A 13152-nucleotide genomic window follows, 5' to 3' on the forward strand; every position below is an offset into this window, starting at 1 on the left:
CGATGGTGTTACACCTAGACTTCGACAACGGCGTCGATTTCCACAGCGGCGCCGAAGGGCAGGGAGGCCACGCCAAAGGCCGCGCGGGCATGCTTGCCCTTGTCACCCAGTACGCCGACCAGCAGGTTCGAGCAGCCATTGGCGACCAAATGTTGCTCGGTGAAGTCGGGGGTCGATGCAACCAGAACGGTAACTTTAAGGATACGCTTGATGTCTTCCAGGGGCACGCCGCCCATGTTGACGATCTGCGACAGCACGTTGAGAGCGGCCAGCTCGGCGGCGTTGCCGCCCTGGACCACATTCATGTTGTCGCCAAGCAAGCCTGTGACCACACCTTGTTCATTGCTCGATATCTGGCCAGATACGTAAAGCAGATTGCCACTACGGGTAACCGGCACATAGCTGGCGACCGGCGCCTTTGGTGCGGGAAGTTCATAGCCATATTCGCGGAGCTTTTCGATCGGGCTGGTCATCTGGTCTTGCCTTCGTTTTGGTCGTCGTCGAGTTCCGGCCGCGTAGGGGCCGGGCTTTGTTTGTAGAGCTTACCACGCACAACGGCCTCACGGCCGAAGCGGTCGCGGACACGGTCCATGGCACGTTCCGCCGCTGCCTTGCGGGCAATGGCCGGTTCCAGCAAATCCGCCGGATCGCTGCCATCGGCGGTATCGATACCCGAAACACCGATCCCGATCAGCCGGAAAGCAGTGCCGTCGATTTCTCGCTCGAGCAGCGACAGGCCAGTTTCGTAGATCACGTTGGCAAGCTGCGTGGGGATCATTAAGTGCCGAGCGCGTGTGCGCAAGCGGAAACCAGCCGATTTGAGCTTGAGCGTCACGGTATCGCCGACAATGCCCTTGGCCTTGAGACGTTCGGACAGCCGTTCGGTGACATTGAGCAGCTCCGTGGAGAGCGCATCAAGCGAAGCTATATCGGTATTGAAGGTCGTTTCCGACGAAACCGTCTTCATCTCGGCGTCGGTCGAGATCCGGCGGCTATCCTCGCCGCGCGCCAGTCGGGCGAGACGCGCGCCGGTCTCCCCGTAACGGCGCATCAGGTTTTCGGGCGCTTCCTGCTGCAACTGGCCTATCGTGGTGAGACCATCCTTGCGCAGCGTCTCGGCGAAGACCTTGCCCACGCCGTAGATCAGGCTGATCGGCTTGGGCGCGAGGAAAGCGATCGTTTCCGCCCGGCCGATGACAGCAAAGCCGCGCGGCTTGTCGAGGTCAGAGGCTACCTTGGCGAGGAACTTATTGTGGCTGAGGCCGACCGATATGGTGACGCCGATATCCGCCTCGATCGTCTTGGCGAAACGGGCCAGCACGAGCGCCGGTGGCGCCTTGTGCAGAGCCTGCGTGCCAGCGAGGTCCAGAAAAGCCTCATCGATCGAGAGCGGCTCGACCATGGGCGTCAAGGCGTCCATGTACTTGCGGATCTGCCGGCTCACACCGACATACTTGGCCATGTTTGGCTTGATGATGATGGCGTCCGGGCAGAGCTGCCGCGCCTTGAACATCGGCATGGCCGAACGAACGCCCGATTGCCGGGCAATGTAGCAGCAGGTCGAGACAACGCCACGCACCCCGCCGCCGATGATCAGCGGCTTGTCACGCAGGCTCGGATCGTCCCGCTTTTCGACGGAGGCATAGAAGGCATCGCAATCGACATGGGCTATCGAAAGTCCGAACAGCTCTTCGTGGCTCCGCAGGCGGGGCGAACCGCATTTGGGACACCGAACCGGCGCTACAGCGAAAGAATCATACGCGAGACAATCGCGACATAGCCAATCGATCGCCACGCCTACCCCGACGGGTTGAGCCGGTGCCAGACCCGCATGAACTGTTCCGGCGACATGCCGGCATTTGCGCAGAGGGCGAGCAGAATCGGTTCGTTTGAGGCAAAGTAGTCGACAAGACCGCGTTGCAGGGCAGGGGAGCCCACGGAGCCGCGAAGCGAAGCGGGATCAAGACCGGCGAACTGCATGAAAGCCAGCAGTTCCTCGGGATTTTCCGCCAGGTAGCCGAGGCAGGCATCGGCCAGCGATGCGACTGAAATCTCGACGGCTTCTGAGCGGGGCACGGGCGGTCTCATTTGATGTTTTGTAAGAGATTCAATGTTAGCTGAACCGGGCAACAATGCGAAGCGTTGCCAGCGCCCGAACGGCGCGAGGAAGGACAGATGCCCAAGACTGTAATGATCGTGGAAGACAATGAGCTCAACATGAAGCTCTTCAACGATCTTCTCGAATCGCGCGGCTATTCCGTCATCCAGACCCGCAACGGTATGGAGGCGCTCGATCTCGCACGCGCCCATCATCCCGACCTGATCCTGATGGATATCCAGCTGCCTGAGGTTTCGGGCCTGGTCGTCACCAAGTGGCTGAAGGATGACGACGAGCTGGCGCATATCCCGGTCATCGCTGTCACAGCCTTTGCTATGAAGGGTGACGAAGAGCGGATTTTGCAAGGCGGCTGCGAAGGTTACATCAGCAAGCCGATCTCCGTGCCACACTTTCTGGAAACTATTGCCCGCTACATTGGACCGGCCTGATCGCGCAGAGCCGGCTATGTCTGCTGCCTGATCGGCCCGCTCGACGCTCGTGGTGGACGCCACGGGCCGGCGAATAGATGTTTCTGAGGCCGAAAGTGACCGCTCGCGTACTGATCGTCGATGATATTCCCACCAATGTCAGGCTGCTCGAAGCGCGGCTGATTGCGGAATACTACGAGGTCGTCACCGCATCCTCAGGGGCCGAGGCACTGGCTATCTGCCATGCCTCCGATATCGACATCGTCCTCCTGGACGTGATGATGCCCGAAATGGATGGCTTCGAGGTTTGCCAGCGGCTCAAGGCCGATCCCAGGACCCATCACGTGCCGGTGCTGATGGTCACGGCGCTGGACCAGCCGTCCGATCGCGTGCGGGGGCTCGAGGTTGGCGCTGACGATTTTCTGACCAAGCCCGTCGACGACATGCAGTTGATGGCCCGCGTCAAAAGCCTGGTGCGGCTTAAATCCCTAACCGACGAATTGCGCGCCCGAGCAATGACCGGGCAGCAGATCGCCATCGAAGACGCTTTGCGGGCGATGGACCGGATAACCACCAATGGCGGCTCCATTCTGCTTGTCGACAGCGATGAGCGCCACGCCGAGCGCATCAAGTCTTATCTTACGCCTGAGCACGACGTGGATATTCTGACCCAACCGTCCGATGCAGTGTTCCAAGTCACTGGCGCAAACTATGAATTGGCGCTGGTCACGATGTCACTGACCGACTTCGACCCATTGCGCGTCTGCTCGCAAATCCGGACTCTCGACCATACCCGCAACCTGCCGATCATTCTGGTGGCCGATGAGAGCGACAAGCCCAGAGTGGTGCGGGCGCTCGATCTTGGCGTCAACGACTTCATCATGCGCCCCGTAGAGCGCAATGAGCTTGCGGCGCGGGTGCGGACACAGGTCCGGCGGCAGCGTTATGCCCTCGAGCTCCGCCAAAGCGTAACAAATACTATGGCCTTGGCCGTCACCGACGACATGACGGGCCTCTATAACCGCCGCTACTTCGACCGCCATCTGGGCGTGATGCTGAGCAAGGCACAGAGCCAGGAGCGCGATATGGCGCTGATGATCCTGGACATCGACCACTTCAAGGCCGTCAACGACACCTATGGCCACGACATTGGCGACGCGGTGCTCCGCGAGTTCGCGGCCCGCTTGAAGAGAAACATCCGCGGCGTTGATCTGGCTTGCAGATTCGGCGGCGAGGAATTCGTGGTGCTGATGCCCGATACCGACTACCGCCAGGCCGAGATCGTGGCGGAGCGGGTGCGGCACTCGATTTCCGAGCGGACATTCGAGGTGAGTGCGGGTCGGCCGCTATCGGTGACGGTTTCCGCCGGCGTCGCGCTCAACGAGACGGCTTCTGACACGCCGGAATCGCTGATCAAGCGAGCTGACGTGGCGCTCTATCGGGCCAAGCGCGAAGGCCGCAACCGGGTAGTTTTCGACGCCGCCTGAGCTGCGCGCAATTCGACCTATTAGGGTTATTCGTTATAATTAACAAAGGTTTGCCCGGCTCCCTGTACGGGTATTCCTTGAGTTTTCAACAGCGGCGAGTAGGTTGCCCTCAACACCAGCGAGCCACCCGGACGGGCCGGCCGCTGAGGGTTCCCTACGGCTCTCTCAGGTCCGCCGCAACTCCTGAGTCCCGTGGGGCGGTTGGTCCGGACGCGGACAGAGTGGCCTCTTCGACATGCCGCTCCGGACCAGCCACTCATCACCGAATTGGGTAACGGACTGTTACCCTTTGATGTAACCGACCCCATCCGGGCTCACGTCACAGGGCAACAAAAAACCCCGCATCGATGATGCGGGGTTTTTTGATTCTCGGATCGAGCAGGCGCCAGATTACTTGATCTTGGCTTCCTTGAACTCGACATGCTTGCGCACAACCGGGTCGTACTTGTTGTACGAGAGCTTCTCGGTCTGGGTACGGGCGTTCTTCTTGGTGACGTAGTAGTAGCCAGTATCAGCCGTCGACACGAGCTTGATCTTGACGGAAGCGGCTTTGGCCATTTGTCAGTCCTTACAAAACGAAAAGCGCCGCGGATTCCCCGGCGCCGGAATTTGGGCGCAACCTACGGATTTACCGCCGATTGTCAAGAGTGGCTTAGTCCCGATTGGCCGGATCGAAGCCGTGCATGCGGTTAGCCCATTGCATGCCGACGATAGCGCCCTTGATCGAGGGCAGCATGGCGAGCGGCATGATCACCGCCAGCGGCACCATGGTGTAGAGATAGGTGACGGGGCTGACGTGCCACACCATCTCCATGTGCATCATGATCAGGATCAGGATGTGGCCGACAATGGTGATGGCGATATAGGGAGGCATGTCGTCGGCGCGGTGCAGGTTGAGCTGCTCACCACAGGCGTCGCAATGGTCGACGACCTTGAGATAGGCGCGGAACATCTTGCCCTGGCCGCAATGGGGGCACTTGCATAGCGTCCCGCGCCAGATTGCCTGCCCTACGCTGCGTTGCTCAAGACCCTGCGCGACCATCATATCACCTCTTTCTCCGGCCCTTCGGACCGTAAGACTTAGATGGGCGCTTCTTCTCACGACGAACAGATGACGGATTGACGCGTGCGCCCTCGGACAGAAGCTCGAACCGCAGGGCGCCGGCGACCGGCGCAGCCTCCAGTAGCCGCACAGTTACGCGATCGCCGAGCGCGAACTTCTCGCCGGTACGATCCCCGATCATCGCCTGCCGTTCCTCGACATAGCGATAATAGTCCTGGCCGAGCGAGGAGGCGGGAATGAATCCGTCGGCGCCGGTCTCGAGCAGTCGCACGAACAGCCCGGATCGGGTAACACCCGAGATACGGCCCTCGAAGCGGGCACCGATCTGTGCTGCGAGAAACTGCGCCAGCAGACGGTCGGCCGTCTCGCGCTCGGCCATCATGGCCCGGCGCTCCGTGGCCGAGATGTGCTGGGCGATGCCGGCAAGCCGGAGAGCCTCGTTCTCGCTGAGGCCGTCGTCACCGAGGCCCAGAGCCTTGATCAGCGCCCGATGGACGATGAGGTCGGCATAGCGGCGGATGGGCGAAGTGAAGTGCGCGTAGCGGTTGAGATTGAGGCCGAAATGGCCGAGATTCTCGTTGTCGTACACCGCCTGCGCCTGGCTGCGCAGCACCATCTCGCTGACCTGCTCGATATTGCCGGCCTTGCGCGCCTGCCCGAGAATGCCATTGAAGTCGCTGGCGCGGACGCTGTCCGACTTCTTGATCGAAATATCGAGCGAGCCCAGAAAGTCGCGCAGCGCCTGAAGCTTTTCCGACGAAGGCTCATCGTGCACGCGATAGAGCAGGGGCGACTGCTTCGCTTCCAGCGTCTCGGCTGCCGCCACGTTGGCAGCGATCATCATTTCCTCGATGAGGCGATGCGCATCGAGCCTTTCGGGGATGCGGATATCCTTGACCATGCCCTTGTCGTCGAGAACGATCTTGCGCTCGGGCAGGTCGAGATCGAGCGGCCCGCGCTGGTCGCGCGCCTTGGCCATGGCGTCATAGGCAGCGTAGAGCGGCCGCAGGATGGGTTCGAGGATCGGGCCGGTCTTGTCGTCTGCATTGCCATCGATCGCCGCCTGGGCCTGCTGGTAGCTCAGCTTGGCTGCCGAGCGCATCAGGATGCGATGGAAACTATGGCTGCGCTTCTTGCCGTCGGCGCCGAAGACCATGCGGACGGCTAGCGCTGCACGCGGCTCACCCTCCTTGAGCGAGCACAGCTCGTTGGAAATGCGCTCGGGCAGCATGGGCACGACGCGGTCGGGGAAGTAGACCGAATTGCCGCGCAGATAGGCCTCGCGGTCGAGCGCCGTGCCCGGCCGCACGTAAGCGGCAACGTCGGCAATGGCGACGGTGACGATATGGCCCTTGGGGTTGGCTGGGTCGGTATCGGGCTCGGCATAGACGGCGTCGTCGTGATCCTTGGCGTCGAACGGGTCGATCGTAATCAGCGGCACGTCGCGCCAGTCCTCGCGGCCCTTGAGCACCGCCTCCCTGGCTTCGTCGGCCTCGCGGATGACGCTGGCGGGGAAGCGATACGGGATTTCGAGGTTGTGGATGGCAATGAGGCTGACGGCCCCTTCCGACATCGGATTGCCGATGACGGCGATGACCTTCGCGCGCGGGATCATCAGCCGGCCGGAAAGCTTGACTTCGACCTCGACGAGATCGCCGTCGGACGCGGTCAAAAGGTCGCCGAGCGGAATGCGCATTTCCTTGTTCTTGCGATCGACGGGGATCAGGCGCGCGCCGTCGTCGTCCATACGGACGATGCCGATCTGGCCGCGGCGCGGTTTGTCGAGGATCTTCATCGCCTTGGCGGTGTAGACCGGAATATCGGCTTCGCCGGCATCGATGCGCGCAAGGATGCGATCGCCGGGAGCGGGCACGACGCGAGCGTCGCGGCCCTGCAACACGGAAACGCGAGGCTTGTCGCCTTCTTCCTCGTTCCACTGCGCCGGGTAGGCGTGGAGATTATCCGGATCGGCGTCGCTGGGAATATCGAGCACAGTCACATGGGGCAGGGCGGCAGTGCGCCGCAGGGCCTTCCTTGTGCGCGTGATAACGCCTTCGCCTTCCAGCTCAGCGAGCATGGCCTTGAACGGTCGGCGCATGTCGCCCCTGATACCGAAGACCTTGGCAAGATCGCGCTTGCCCTTGATGTCGGATTGTTGGGCGAGCGCCTCGAGAAGCTGTTCGCGGGTCGGAAGCTCATAAGCTGCGGGTTTCCGCGCGCGCTTCGGACCGGAGAGATTTTTGGGTTTGGTAATTGGTGGCTTGGCCATTGGGTCGTTTCTGAAAATGTATTGGATAGATAGGGCAATCCGGGGTGGATTGCCAATTTGGATTGGGGGGGGAGATCGAATGGCCCACCCACCGCGCGTCACCCTCGGGCTTGCCCCGAGGGCTCTTCACTACCCGAACGTCCGAAAGTGTAACGCTCTCGGGTCAAGCCCGAGGGTGACGGGCGGTGGTGTGGGTCGGTGATAAGGTGCTCCAAGCACCTTCCGATTCTCCGGACCATCTCATGACCATTCCCTTCTTCGACGGCCATAACGACACCCTGTTGAAATTGCTGGAGGCCGATGGAGCCGATAAGGAGCGGCCGTTTATCGAGGGCATGCCGTCGGCGCAGCTTGATCTTCCGAGGGCAAAGGCGGCTGGCATGGCAGGCGGGTTCCTCGCGATGTTTCCGCCACCGCTGAAGACCGGTCTCGCCACCGTCGCAGGCGGCCCTGCGCTTAGCCCGAACCTGCCGCCGGAATTGGCTCTGGCCGATGCTCAGCTGGTTACCAATGGCATGGCGTCGATCCTGTTGCGGCTGGAGCGGGCGGGGGCCCTGGCGGTCTGTCGTAGTGCCAGCGACGTCCGGGCCGCTATTGACCGGCAGGTATTGGCAGCAATCTTCCATATCGAGGGCGCCGAGGCGATCGATACGGATTTCCGGTCGCTCGACGTGCTGTACGCCGCCGGGCTGCGCTCTATCGGCATCGTCTGGAGCCGCGCCAATGCCTTCGGCACCGGCGTACCCTTCCGCCACAATGTCGATCCGGATATCGGACCCGGCCTGACCGACGCGGGCAAGGAACTGGTCCGCGTCAGCAACCGCATGGGCATTATGCTCGATCTGTCGCATCTCAATGCGGCCGGTTTCCGTGACGTCGCTGCGATCAGCGACAAGCCTTTGGTTGCCACGCATTCCAATGTTCATGCCATCAGCCCGAGCTCGCGTAATCTGGTGGACTGGCAGCTTGCCGCCATCGCCGAGAGCAAGGGCGTGGTTGGCCTCAACTATGCGGTGGGGTTCCTGCAGCCCGACGGCGTGTTCCGCGCCGACACTCCGCTGGAGCTGATGGTTCGCCATGTTGATGCGCTGGTGGACGCCCTGGGCGAAGACGGCGTGGCGCTAGGGAGCGACTTTGACGGAGCGATGATCCCTGCAGTGATGGGAGACGTCACCGGCGTGCCAAAATTGCTGCAGGCGCTGCTGGACAAGGGCTATGGGGAAGAGCTGGTGGGCAAGATTGCGCTGGGCAACTGGCTGCGAATGATCGAAACGACCATCGGCTAAGGGGCAGCCGCCGGGCGCTGCGTAACCTGGCCTTTCCGGACACGCCAGAGAATGTGGAATTCGCCTATGAGAGCATGCTGCCGACATTGGATGCGATCGCCCAATCGGACCCGAAGCCCAGGCTGCACCGGGTGACCCACCTCTACCGGCTATTCGTGGCCGAGGATGTTCACCAGGCGGCCGAAGGGATCGCGCACGTAGAAGCGGCGCACGCCCCACGGCTCGGTGGCCGGGCCGTATTCGACGGCAATCCCCGCCTGTCTCACCTTGGCGAGAACCTCGTCGAGATTGTCGACCTCGATCGACAGATCCGGCACGTCTGTGCCCGAACCGCCCTCCGAGGCAAAGCTGACTTGAGCCATGGCCTTGGCGTCGCTGGCGAAGGTCACGATCCAGCCGTGGTCCATGGCGACATCCATGCCGAGGATATCGCCATAGAATGACTTCGCATCAGCGGGGCGGGCGGTCTTGATGTTGGCCACGACGCGTTTGACGACCATGCAGATCTCCCGCCTTGCCTAGAACGGTACGTCTTCGGCCTTCACGGTCCTTTTCGGCGCGGCCTTCTTGGCGGCAGGCTTTTTGGCAGCAGTCTTTGCCGCCGGCTTCTTGGCTGCAGCCTTCTTCGCCGGAGACTTCTTGACCTTGGTGCCTGTTGCCTCGGCGCGGGCGGCGATCCATTCGACCGCCTGTTCCAGCGTCACATCCTCCGGCTTGATATCCTTGGGAATAGTGGCGTTGACCTTGCCCTGGTTGACATAGGGGCCATAGCGGCCAGCCCGGACAGTGATGGGGCCGTTGTCGTGCTCGAAGGTCTGGATGGCAGCGACGGTAGCGCCACCGCCACGCTTGAAGCCGCCAGCGGCTTTCTGGGCGATGAGATCGACAGCGCGGTTGAGACCGACCTGCCAGACCTCCTCGACATCGGGCAGGTTGGCATATTTGCCATCATGCAGGACGAAGGGGCCATAGCGGCCGATGCCCGCGGATATGGGCAGCCCGGTCTCCGGATGCAAGCCCACTTCGCGCGGCAGCGACAGCAGCTTGAGCGCCGCCTCAAGCGTCAGCGATGCGGCCTCCCAGCCCTTGGGCAGGGACGAGCGCTTGGGCTCCTTGCCCTCGCCGAGCTGCACATAGGGGCCGAAACGGCCGGACTTGAGGTGAACCTCTTCGCCCGTTTCCGGATCGGTGCCGAGGACGCCGTCGCCGGCTGCGGCTTCCGAGGACTGGCCGGTGGCCGCATCGGAGAGCTGCATGGTGTGCTTGCACTCTGGGTAGTTGGAACAGCCGATGAAGGCACCGAACTTGCCCAGCTTCAGCGACAGCTGGCCAGTGCCGCAGGTGGGGCACTTGCGGGGATCGGAGCCGTCTTCCTTGGGCGGGAAGATGTGGCTGGCGAGCAGGTCATTGAGCGCGTCGAGCACTTCGGAGACGCGAAGATCCTTGATCTCTTCGGTAGCGCCAGTGAAATCCTTCCAGAAATCGCGCAGCACCTGCTTGTAATCAAGCACGCCGGCCGAAATCTCGTCGAGCTGTTCTTCGAGGCCAGCGGTGAAGCCGTATTCGACGTAGCGGGTGAAGAAGCTCTCGAGGAAGGCCGTGACGATGCGACCGCGATCCTCGGGATGCAGGGCCTTGCCTTCGAGGCGCACATAGTCGCGCTCGACCAGCGTGGTGACCGTCGTTGCATAGGTCGAGGGACGGCCGATACCGAGCTCTTCCATCTTCTTGATCAGGCTGGCTTCGGTATAGCGGGCCGGCGGCTGAGTGAAGTGCTGCTCGATATCGACCGACTGCAGGTCTGGCTTGTCGCCGACCGCCAGGGCCGGCAATTCGCGGCTGTCCTCGTCGTCCTCATCCTCGTCCGATTTGGCCTCGATGCCATAGAGAGTGAGGAAGCCCGGGAAGGTGACCACCGAACCAACAGCGCGCAGTTCGACGGCGCGGCCAGGGACGTTCACGAGGATATCCACCGTGGTACGATCGATCTCGGCCGAGCGCATTTGGCTGGCCAGGGTGCGGCGCCAGATCAGACCGTAGAGCTTCTGCTGATCGGCATCGATATGCAGGTCTTCCGGCTTTTTGAACATATCCGTCGGGCGGATGGCCTCGTGCGCCTCCTGGGCGTTCTTGGCTTTGCTCTGATAGATGCGCGCCTTTTCGGGCAGGTAGGCATCACCGTAGATCTTGCCGATGGCGCTGCGGGCATTGGCAATACCCTCGGGCGACATCTGCACCGCGTCGGTACGCATATAGGTGATCACGCCATCTTCGTAGAGACGCTGGGCGATCTGCATGGTGCGAGACGGCGAAAAGCCGAGGCGCGACGAAGCGTCCTGCTGCAGGCTGGACGTGGTGAAGGGTGCGTAGGGATTGCGCTTGGTCGGCTTCTTTTCCACCGACGACACGTTGAAATTGCCCGCCTCGATGATCTTCTTCAACTCGGCAGCATTTTCGCCGGTCTTGATATCGAGCTTGTCGGTCTTCTTGCCGTCGACCGAATAGAGACGGGCCAGGAAAGACTTACCCTTCTGCGCCAGCTTGGCCTCGACGGACCAGTATTCATCGGCGCGGAACTTCTCGATTTCGGCTTCGCGGTCACAGACGAGGCGCAACGTCACCGACTGCACGCGGCCAGCCGACCTGGAGCCGGGCAACTTGCGCCAGAGAATGGGGGAAAGTGTGAAGCCGACCAGATAGTCGAGCGCGCGGCGCGCCAGATAGGCATCGACCAGCGGCTCGTCGATCTGCCGTGACTTGGCCATGGCTTCCAGGATCGCGTCCTTGGTGATCGAGTTGAACACCACGCGGCGCACCGGCAGGTCCTTCTTGATCGCCTTCTTCTTCCGCAGCACGTCGAGCACGTGCCAGGAAATGGCTTCGCCTTCGCGGTCAGGGTCGGTCGCGAGGATCAATTCGTCGGCGTTTTTGACGGCGCGGGCGATGTCGGCAATGTGCTTGTTGGCCTTGGCGCCAACTTCCCACGACATGGCGAAGTCTTCTTCCGGCCGCACCGAACCGTCCTTGGCCGGCAAATCGCGGACGTGCCCGAAGCTGGCCAGGACTTCGAAATCCTTGCCCAGATACGAGCTGATCTTTTTGATCTTGGCCGGACTTTCGACGATGACGACCTTCATGGAGACCCGTTCCGCAACGCTTGGTAAGAAGTGGCGCAACATGGTGAAGCCAACGGACGGTGTCAATGTAGGCAAAATGGCCCGAGCCGCACTCTCTCTTAGAGAGAGGAAAATTTGCGGCACCGTCTAATCTGCTCAGACCGCCTTGCATCTGCCATACAAGATGTGCAGAATTGCCATAGCGCGTTCTGCGCTTCGCCCCTTCTGTGCATTGCTCCCCGATTGACCGGTTCGCCCCGTAGCGTACCGCCGTCCGCCGAGCTTCGCCGGGGCGCTTCAGGAGGAATTTGATATGGAATATCGCAAGCTCGGTAATAGCGGCGCTATTGTTTCGGCCTATTGCCTCGGCACCATGACCTTTGGCGCGGAGTCCGATGAGGCCACTTCGTTCCGGTTGATGGACGACTATGTCGCCGCCGGCGGCAATTTCATCGATACAGCCGATGTCTATAGCGCCGGCGTTTCCGAGGAAATTGTTGGGCGCTGGCTCAAGAGCAAGCCGGGTATCCTGCGCGACCTAGTCATCACCACGAAGGGCCGTTTCCCGATGGGGGACGGGCCGAACCACCTCGGCCTGTCGCGCAAGCACCTCAACGAAGCGTTGGACGCCTCCCTCAAACGCCTGGGCGTCGAGCATATCGACCTCTACCAGATGCACGCCTGGGACGCGCTGACCCCTTTGGAAGAGACGCTGCGCTTCCTCGATGACTCCATCCGTAACGGCAAGATTGCCTATTATGGCTTCTCCAACTTCCTCGGCTGGCAATTGACCAAGGCCGTCTGGCTGGCCAAGGCCAATGGTTATGCGCCGCCGGTGACCCTGCAACCGCAATACAACCTGCTGGTGCGCGACATCGAGCACGAGATCGTACCGGCCGCGCTGGATGCCAATATAGGCCTGCTGCCATGGTCGCCGCTCGGTGGCGGCTGGCTGTCAGGCAAATACAAGCGCGACCAGATGCCGGTTGGAGCAACGCGGCTGGGTGAAAACCCCAGGCGCGGCCAGGAGGCATTCGAGCCGCGCAATGCCAAGTCGGCGACGTGGGATATTATTGGTGCCGTGGAAGACGTCGCCAAGGCCCGAGGCGTCAGCATGGCGCAGATTGCGCTGGCCTGGGTCGCCGTGCAGCCGGCCGTGACCTCGGTGATCCTAGGCGCGCGGACGACGGAGCAGTTGCAGGACAATCTGGGTGCCGTCAGTCTGACGTTGACCACCGAAGAACTGGAAAAGCTCGGCGGCGTCAGCAAGCCGATCGTCGGCGACTATCCTTACGGAGCCGGCGGCATCGGGCAGCGGAACCGCAAGATCGAAGGCGGTCGTTAAGGGCGCAATGCTAGTTGGGGATGAATGGGCATTGCCCTATCATCCCCAAGAATGGTGTTT

The 13152-nt window shown here is 61.8% G+C and carries 12 protein-coding genes; 4 read left to right on the forward strand and 8 right to left on the reverse strand.

Going from position 1 to position 13152, the window contains the following annotated elements:
* Positions 1-14: 14 nt before the first annotated feature.
* Genes MF606_RS10095 through MF606_RS10105 form a run of 3 tightly spaced genes read right to left on the reverse strand, consistent with a single transcriptional unit; the run spans position 15 to position 2076 of the window.
* Positions 15-473, reverse strand: coding sequence for a RidA family protein (locus MF606_RS10095; RefSeq protein WP_240233673.1), 459 nt, complete (start codon positions 471-473; stop codon positions 15-17).
* Positions 470-1795, reverse strand: a complete 1326-nt coding sequence (locus MF606_RS10100) for a DNA polymerase IV (RefSeq protein ID WP_420842252.1) — start codon at positions 1793-1795, stop codon at positions 470-472. The genes MF606_RS10095 and MF606_RS10100 overlap by 4 nt, the downstream gene beginning before the upstream one ends.
* Positions 1796-1797: 2 nt before the next feature.
* Positions 1798-2076, reverse strand: coding sequence for a DUF3572 family protein (locus tag MF606_RS10105; protein ID WP_240233674.1), 279 nt, complete (start codon positions 2074-2076; stop codon positions 1798-1800).
* Between the two features lie 99 nt (positions 2077-2175).
* Between MF606_RS10105 and MF606_RS10110 the strand changes: the two genes are divergently transcribed.
* Positions 2176-2547: a response regulator gene (locus tag MF606_RS10110; RefSeq protein WP_236897936.1), complete on the forward strand. Its 372-nt coding sequence runs from the start codon at positions 2176-2178 to the stop codon at positions 2545-2547.
* A 95-nt stretch (positions 2548-2642) separates the two neighbouring features.
* Positions 2643-4013: a PleD family two-component system response regulator gene (locus tag MF606_RS10115; protein WP_240233675.1), complete on the forward strand. Its 1371-nt coding sequence runs from the start codon at positions 2643-2645 to the stop codon at positions 4011-4013.
* A gap of 390 nt (positions 4014-4403) precedes the next feature.
* Here MF606_RS10115 and rpmG read toward each other — a convergent pair whose 3' ends face one another.
* The 3 genes from rpmG to rnr form a co-directional block, all read right to left on the reverse strand.
* Entirely contained in the window at positions 4404-4571 is a 168-nt protein-coding gene (gene rpmG / locus MF606_RS10120) for a 50S ribosomal protein L33 (RefSeq protein ID WP_056233989.1), read from the reverse strand.
* 94 nt (positions 4572-4665) lie between these two features.
* On the reverse strand, positions 4666-5058 hold the full coding sequence (locus tag MF606_RS10125; protein WP_240233676.1) for a DUF983 domain-containing protein: 393 nt from the start codon (positions 5056-5058) through the stop codon (positions 4666-4668).
* Between the two features lies 1 nt (position 5059).
* Positions 5060-7345, reverse strand: a complete 2286-nt coding sequence (gene rnr, locus MF606_RS10130) for a ribonuclease R (RefSeq protein WP_240233677.1) — start codon at positions 7343-7345, stop codon at positions 5060-5062.
* Between the two features lie 242 nt (positions 7346-7587).
* On the opposite strand from rnr, the gene MF606_RS10135 reads away from it, so the two are divergent.
* On the forward strand, positions 7588-8631 hold the full coding sequence (locus MF606_RS10135; protein ID WP_240233678.1) for a dipeptidase: 1044 nt from the start codon (positions 7588-7590) through the stop codon (positions 8629-8631).
* Positions 8632-8780: 149 nt separating this feature from the next.
* On the opposite strand, the gene MF606_RS10140 is transcribed toward MF606_RS10135, so the two are convergent.
* Together MF606_RS10140 and topA are read right to left on the reverse strand one after the other, a co-directional pair.
* Positions 8781-9131, reverse strand: a complete 351-nt coding sequence (locus MF606_RS10140) for a VOC family protein (protein ID WP_240233679.1) — start codon at positions 9129-9131, stop codon at positions 8781-8783.
* A gap of 18 nt (positions 9132-9149) precedes the next feature.
* Positions 9150-11768: a type I DNA topoisomerase gene (topA, locus tag MF606_RS10145; RefSeq protein ID WP_240233680.1), complete on the reverse strand. Its 2619-nt coding sequence runs from the start codon at positions 11766-11768 to the stop codon at positions 9150-9152.
* A 292-nt stretch (positions 11769-12060) separates the two neighbouring features.
* On the opposite strand from topA, the gene MF606_RS10150 reads away from it, so the two are divergent.
* Entirely contained in the window at positions 12061-13092 is a 1032-nt protein-coding gene (locus MF606_RS10150; protein ID WP_240233681.1) for an aldo/keto reductase, read from the forward strand.
* Positions 13093-13152: the final 60 nt, after the last annotated feature.

Source organism: Devosia lacusdianchii (assembly GCF_022429625.1).
GTDB lineage: Bacteria > Pseudomonadota > Alphaproteobacteria > Rhizobiales > Devosiaceae > Devosia > Devosia lacusdianchii.

Bases quoted from the DNA above. Each gene is read 5' to 3' on its own strand.
- MF606_RS10095 (WP_240233673.1), bottom strand. From the start codon at position 473: ATGACCAGCCCGATCGAAAAGCTCCGCGAATATGGCTATGAACTTCCC.
- MF606_RS10110 (WP_236897936.1), top strand. From the start codon at position 2,176: ATGCCCAAGACTGTAATGATCGTGGAAGACAATGAGCTCAACATGAAG.
- rpmG (WP_056233989.1), bottom strand. From the start codon at position 4,571: ATGGCCAAAGCCGCTTCCGTCAAGATCAAGCTCGTGTCGACGGCTGAT.
- MF606_RS10125 (WP_240233676.1), bottom strand. From the start codon at position 5,058: ATGATGGTCGCGCAGGGTCTTGAGCAACGCAGCGTAGGGCAGGCAATC.
- rnr (WP_240233677.1), bottom strand. From the start codon at position 7,345: ATGGCCAAGCCACCAATTACCAAACCCAAAAATCTCTCCGGTCCGAAG.
- MF606_RS10135 (WP_240233678.1), top strand. From the start codon at position 7,588: ATGACCATTCCCTTCTTCGACGGCCATAACGACACCCTGTTGAAATTG.
- MF606_RS10140 (WP_240233679.1), bottom strand. From the start codon at position 9,131: ATGGTCGTCAAACGCGTCGTGGCCAACATCAAGACCGCCCGCCCCGCT.
- topA (WP_240233680.1), bottom strand. From the start codon at position 11,768: ATGAAGGTCGTCATCGTCGAAAGTCCGGCCAAGATCAAAAAGATCAGC.
- MF606_RS10150 (WP_240233681.1), top strand. From the start codon at position 12,061: ATGGAATATCGCAAGCTCGGTAATAGCGGCGCTATTGTTTCGGCCTAT.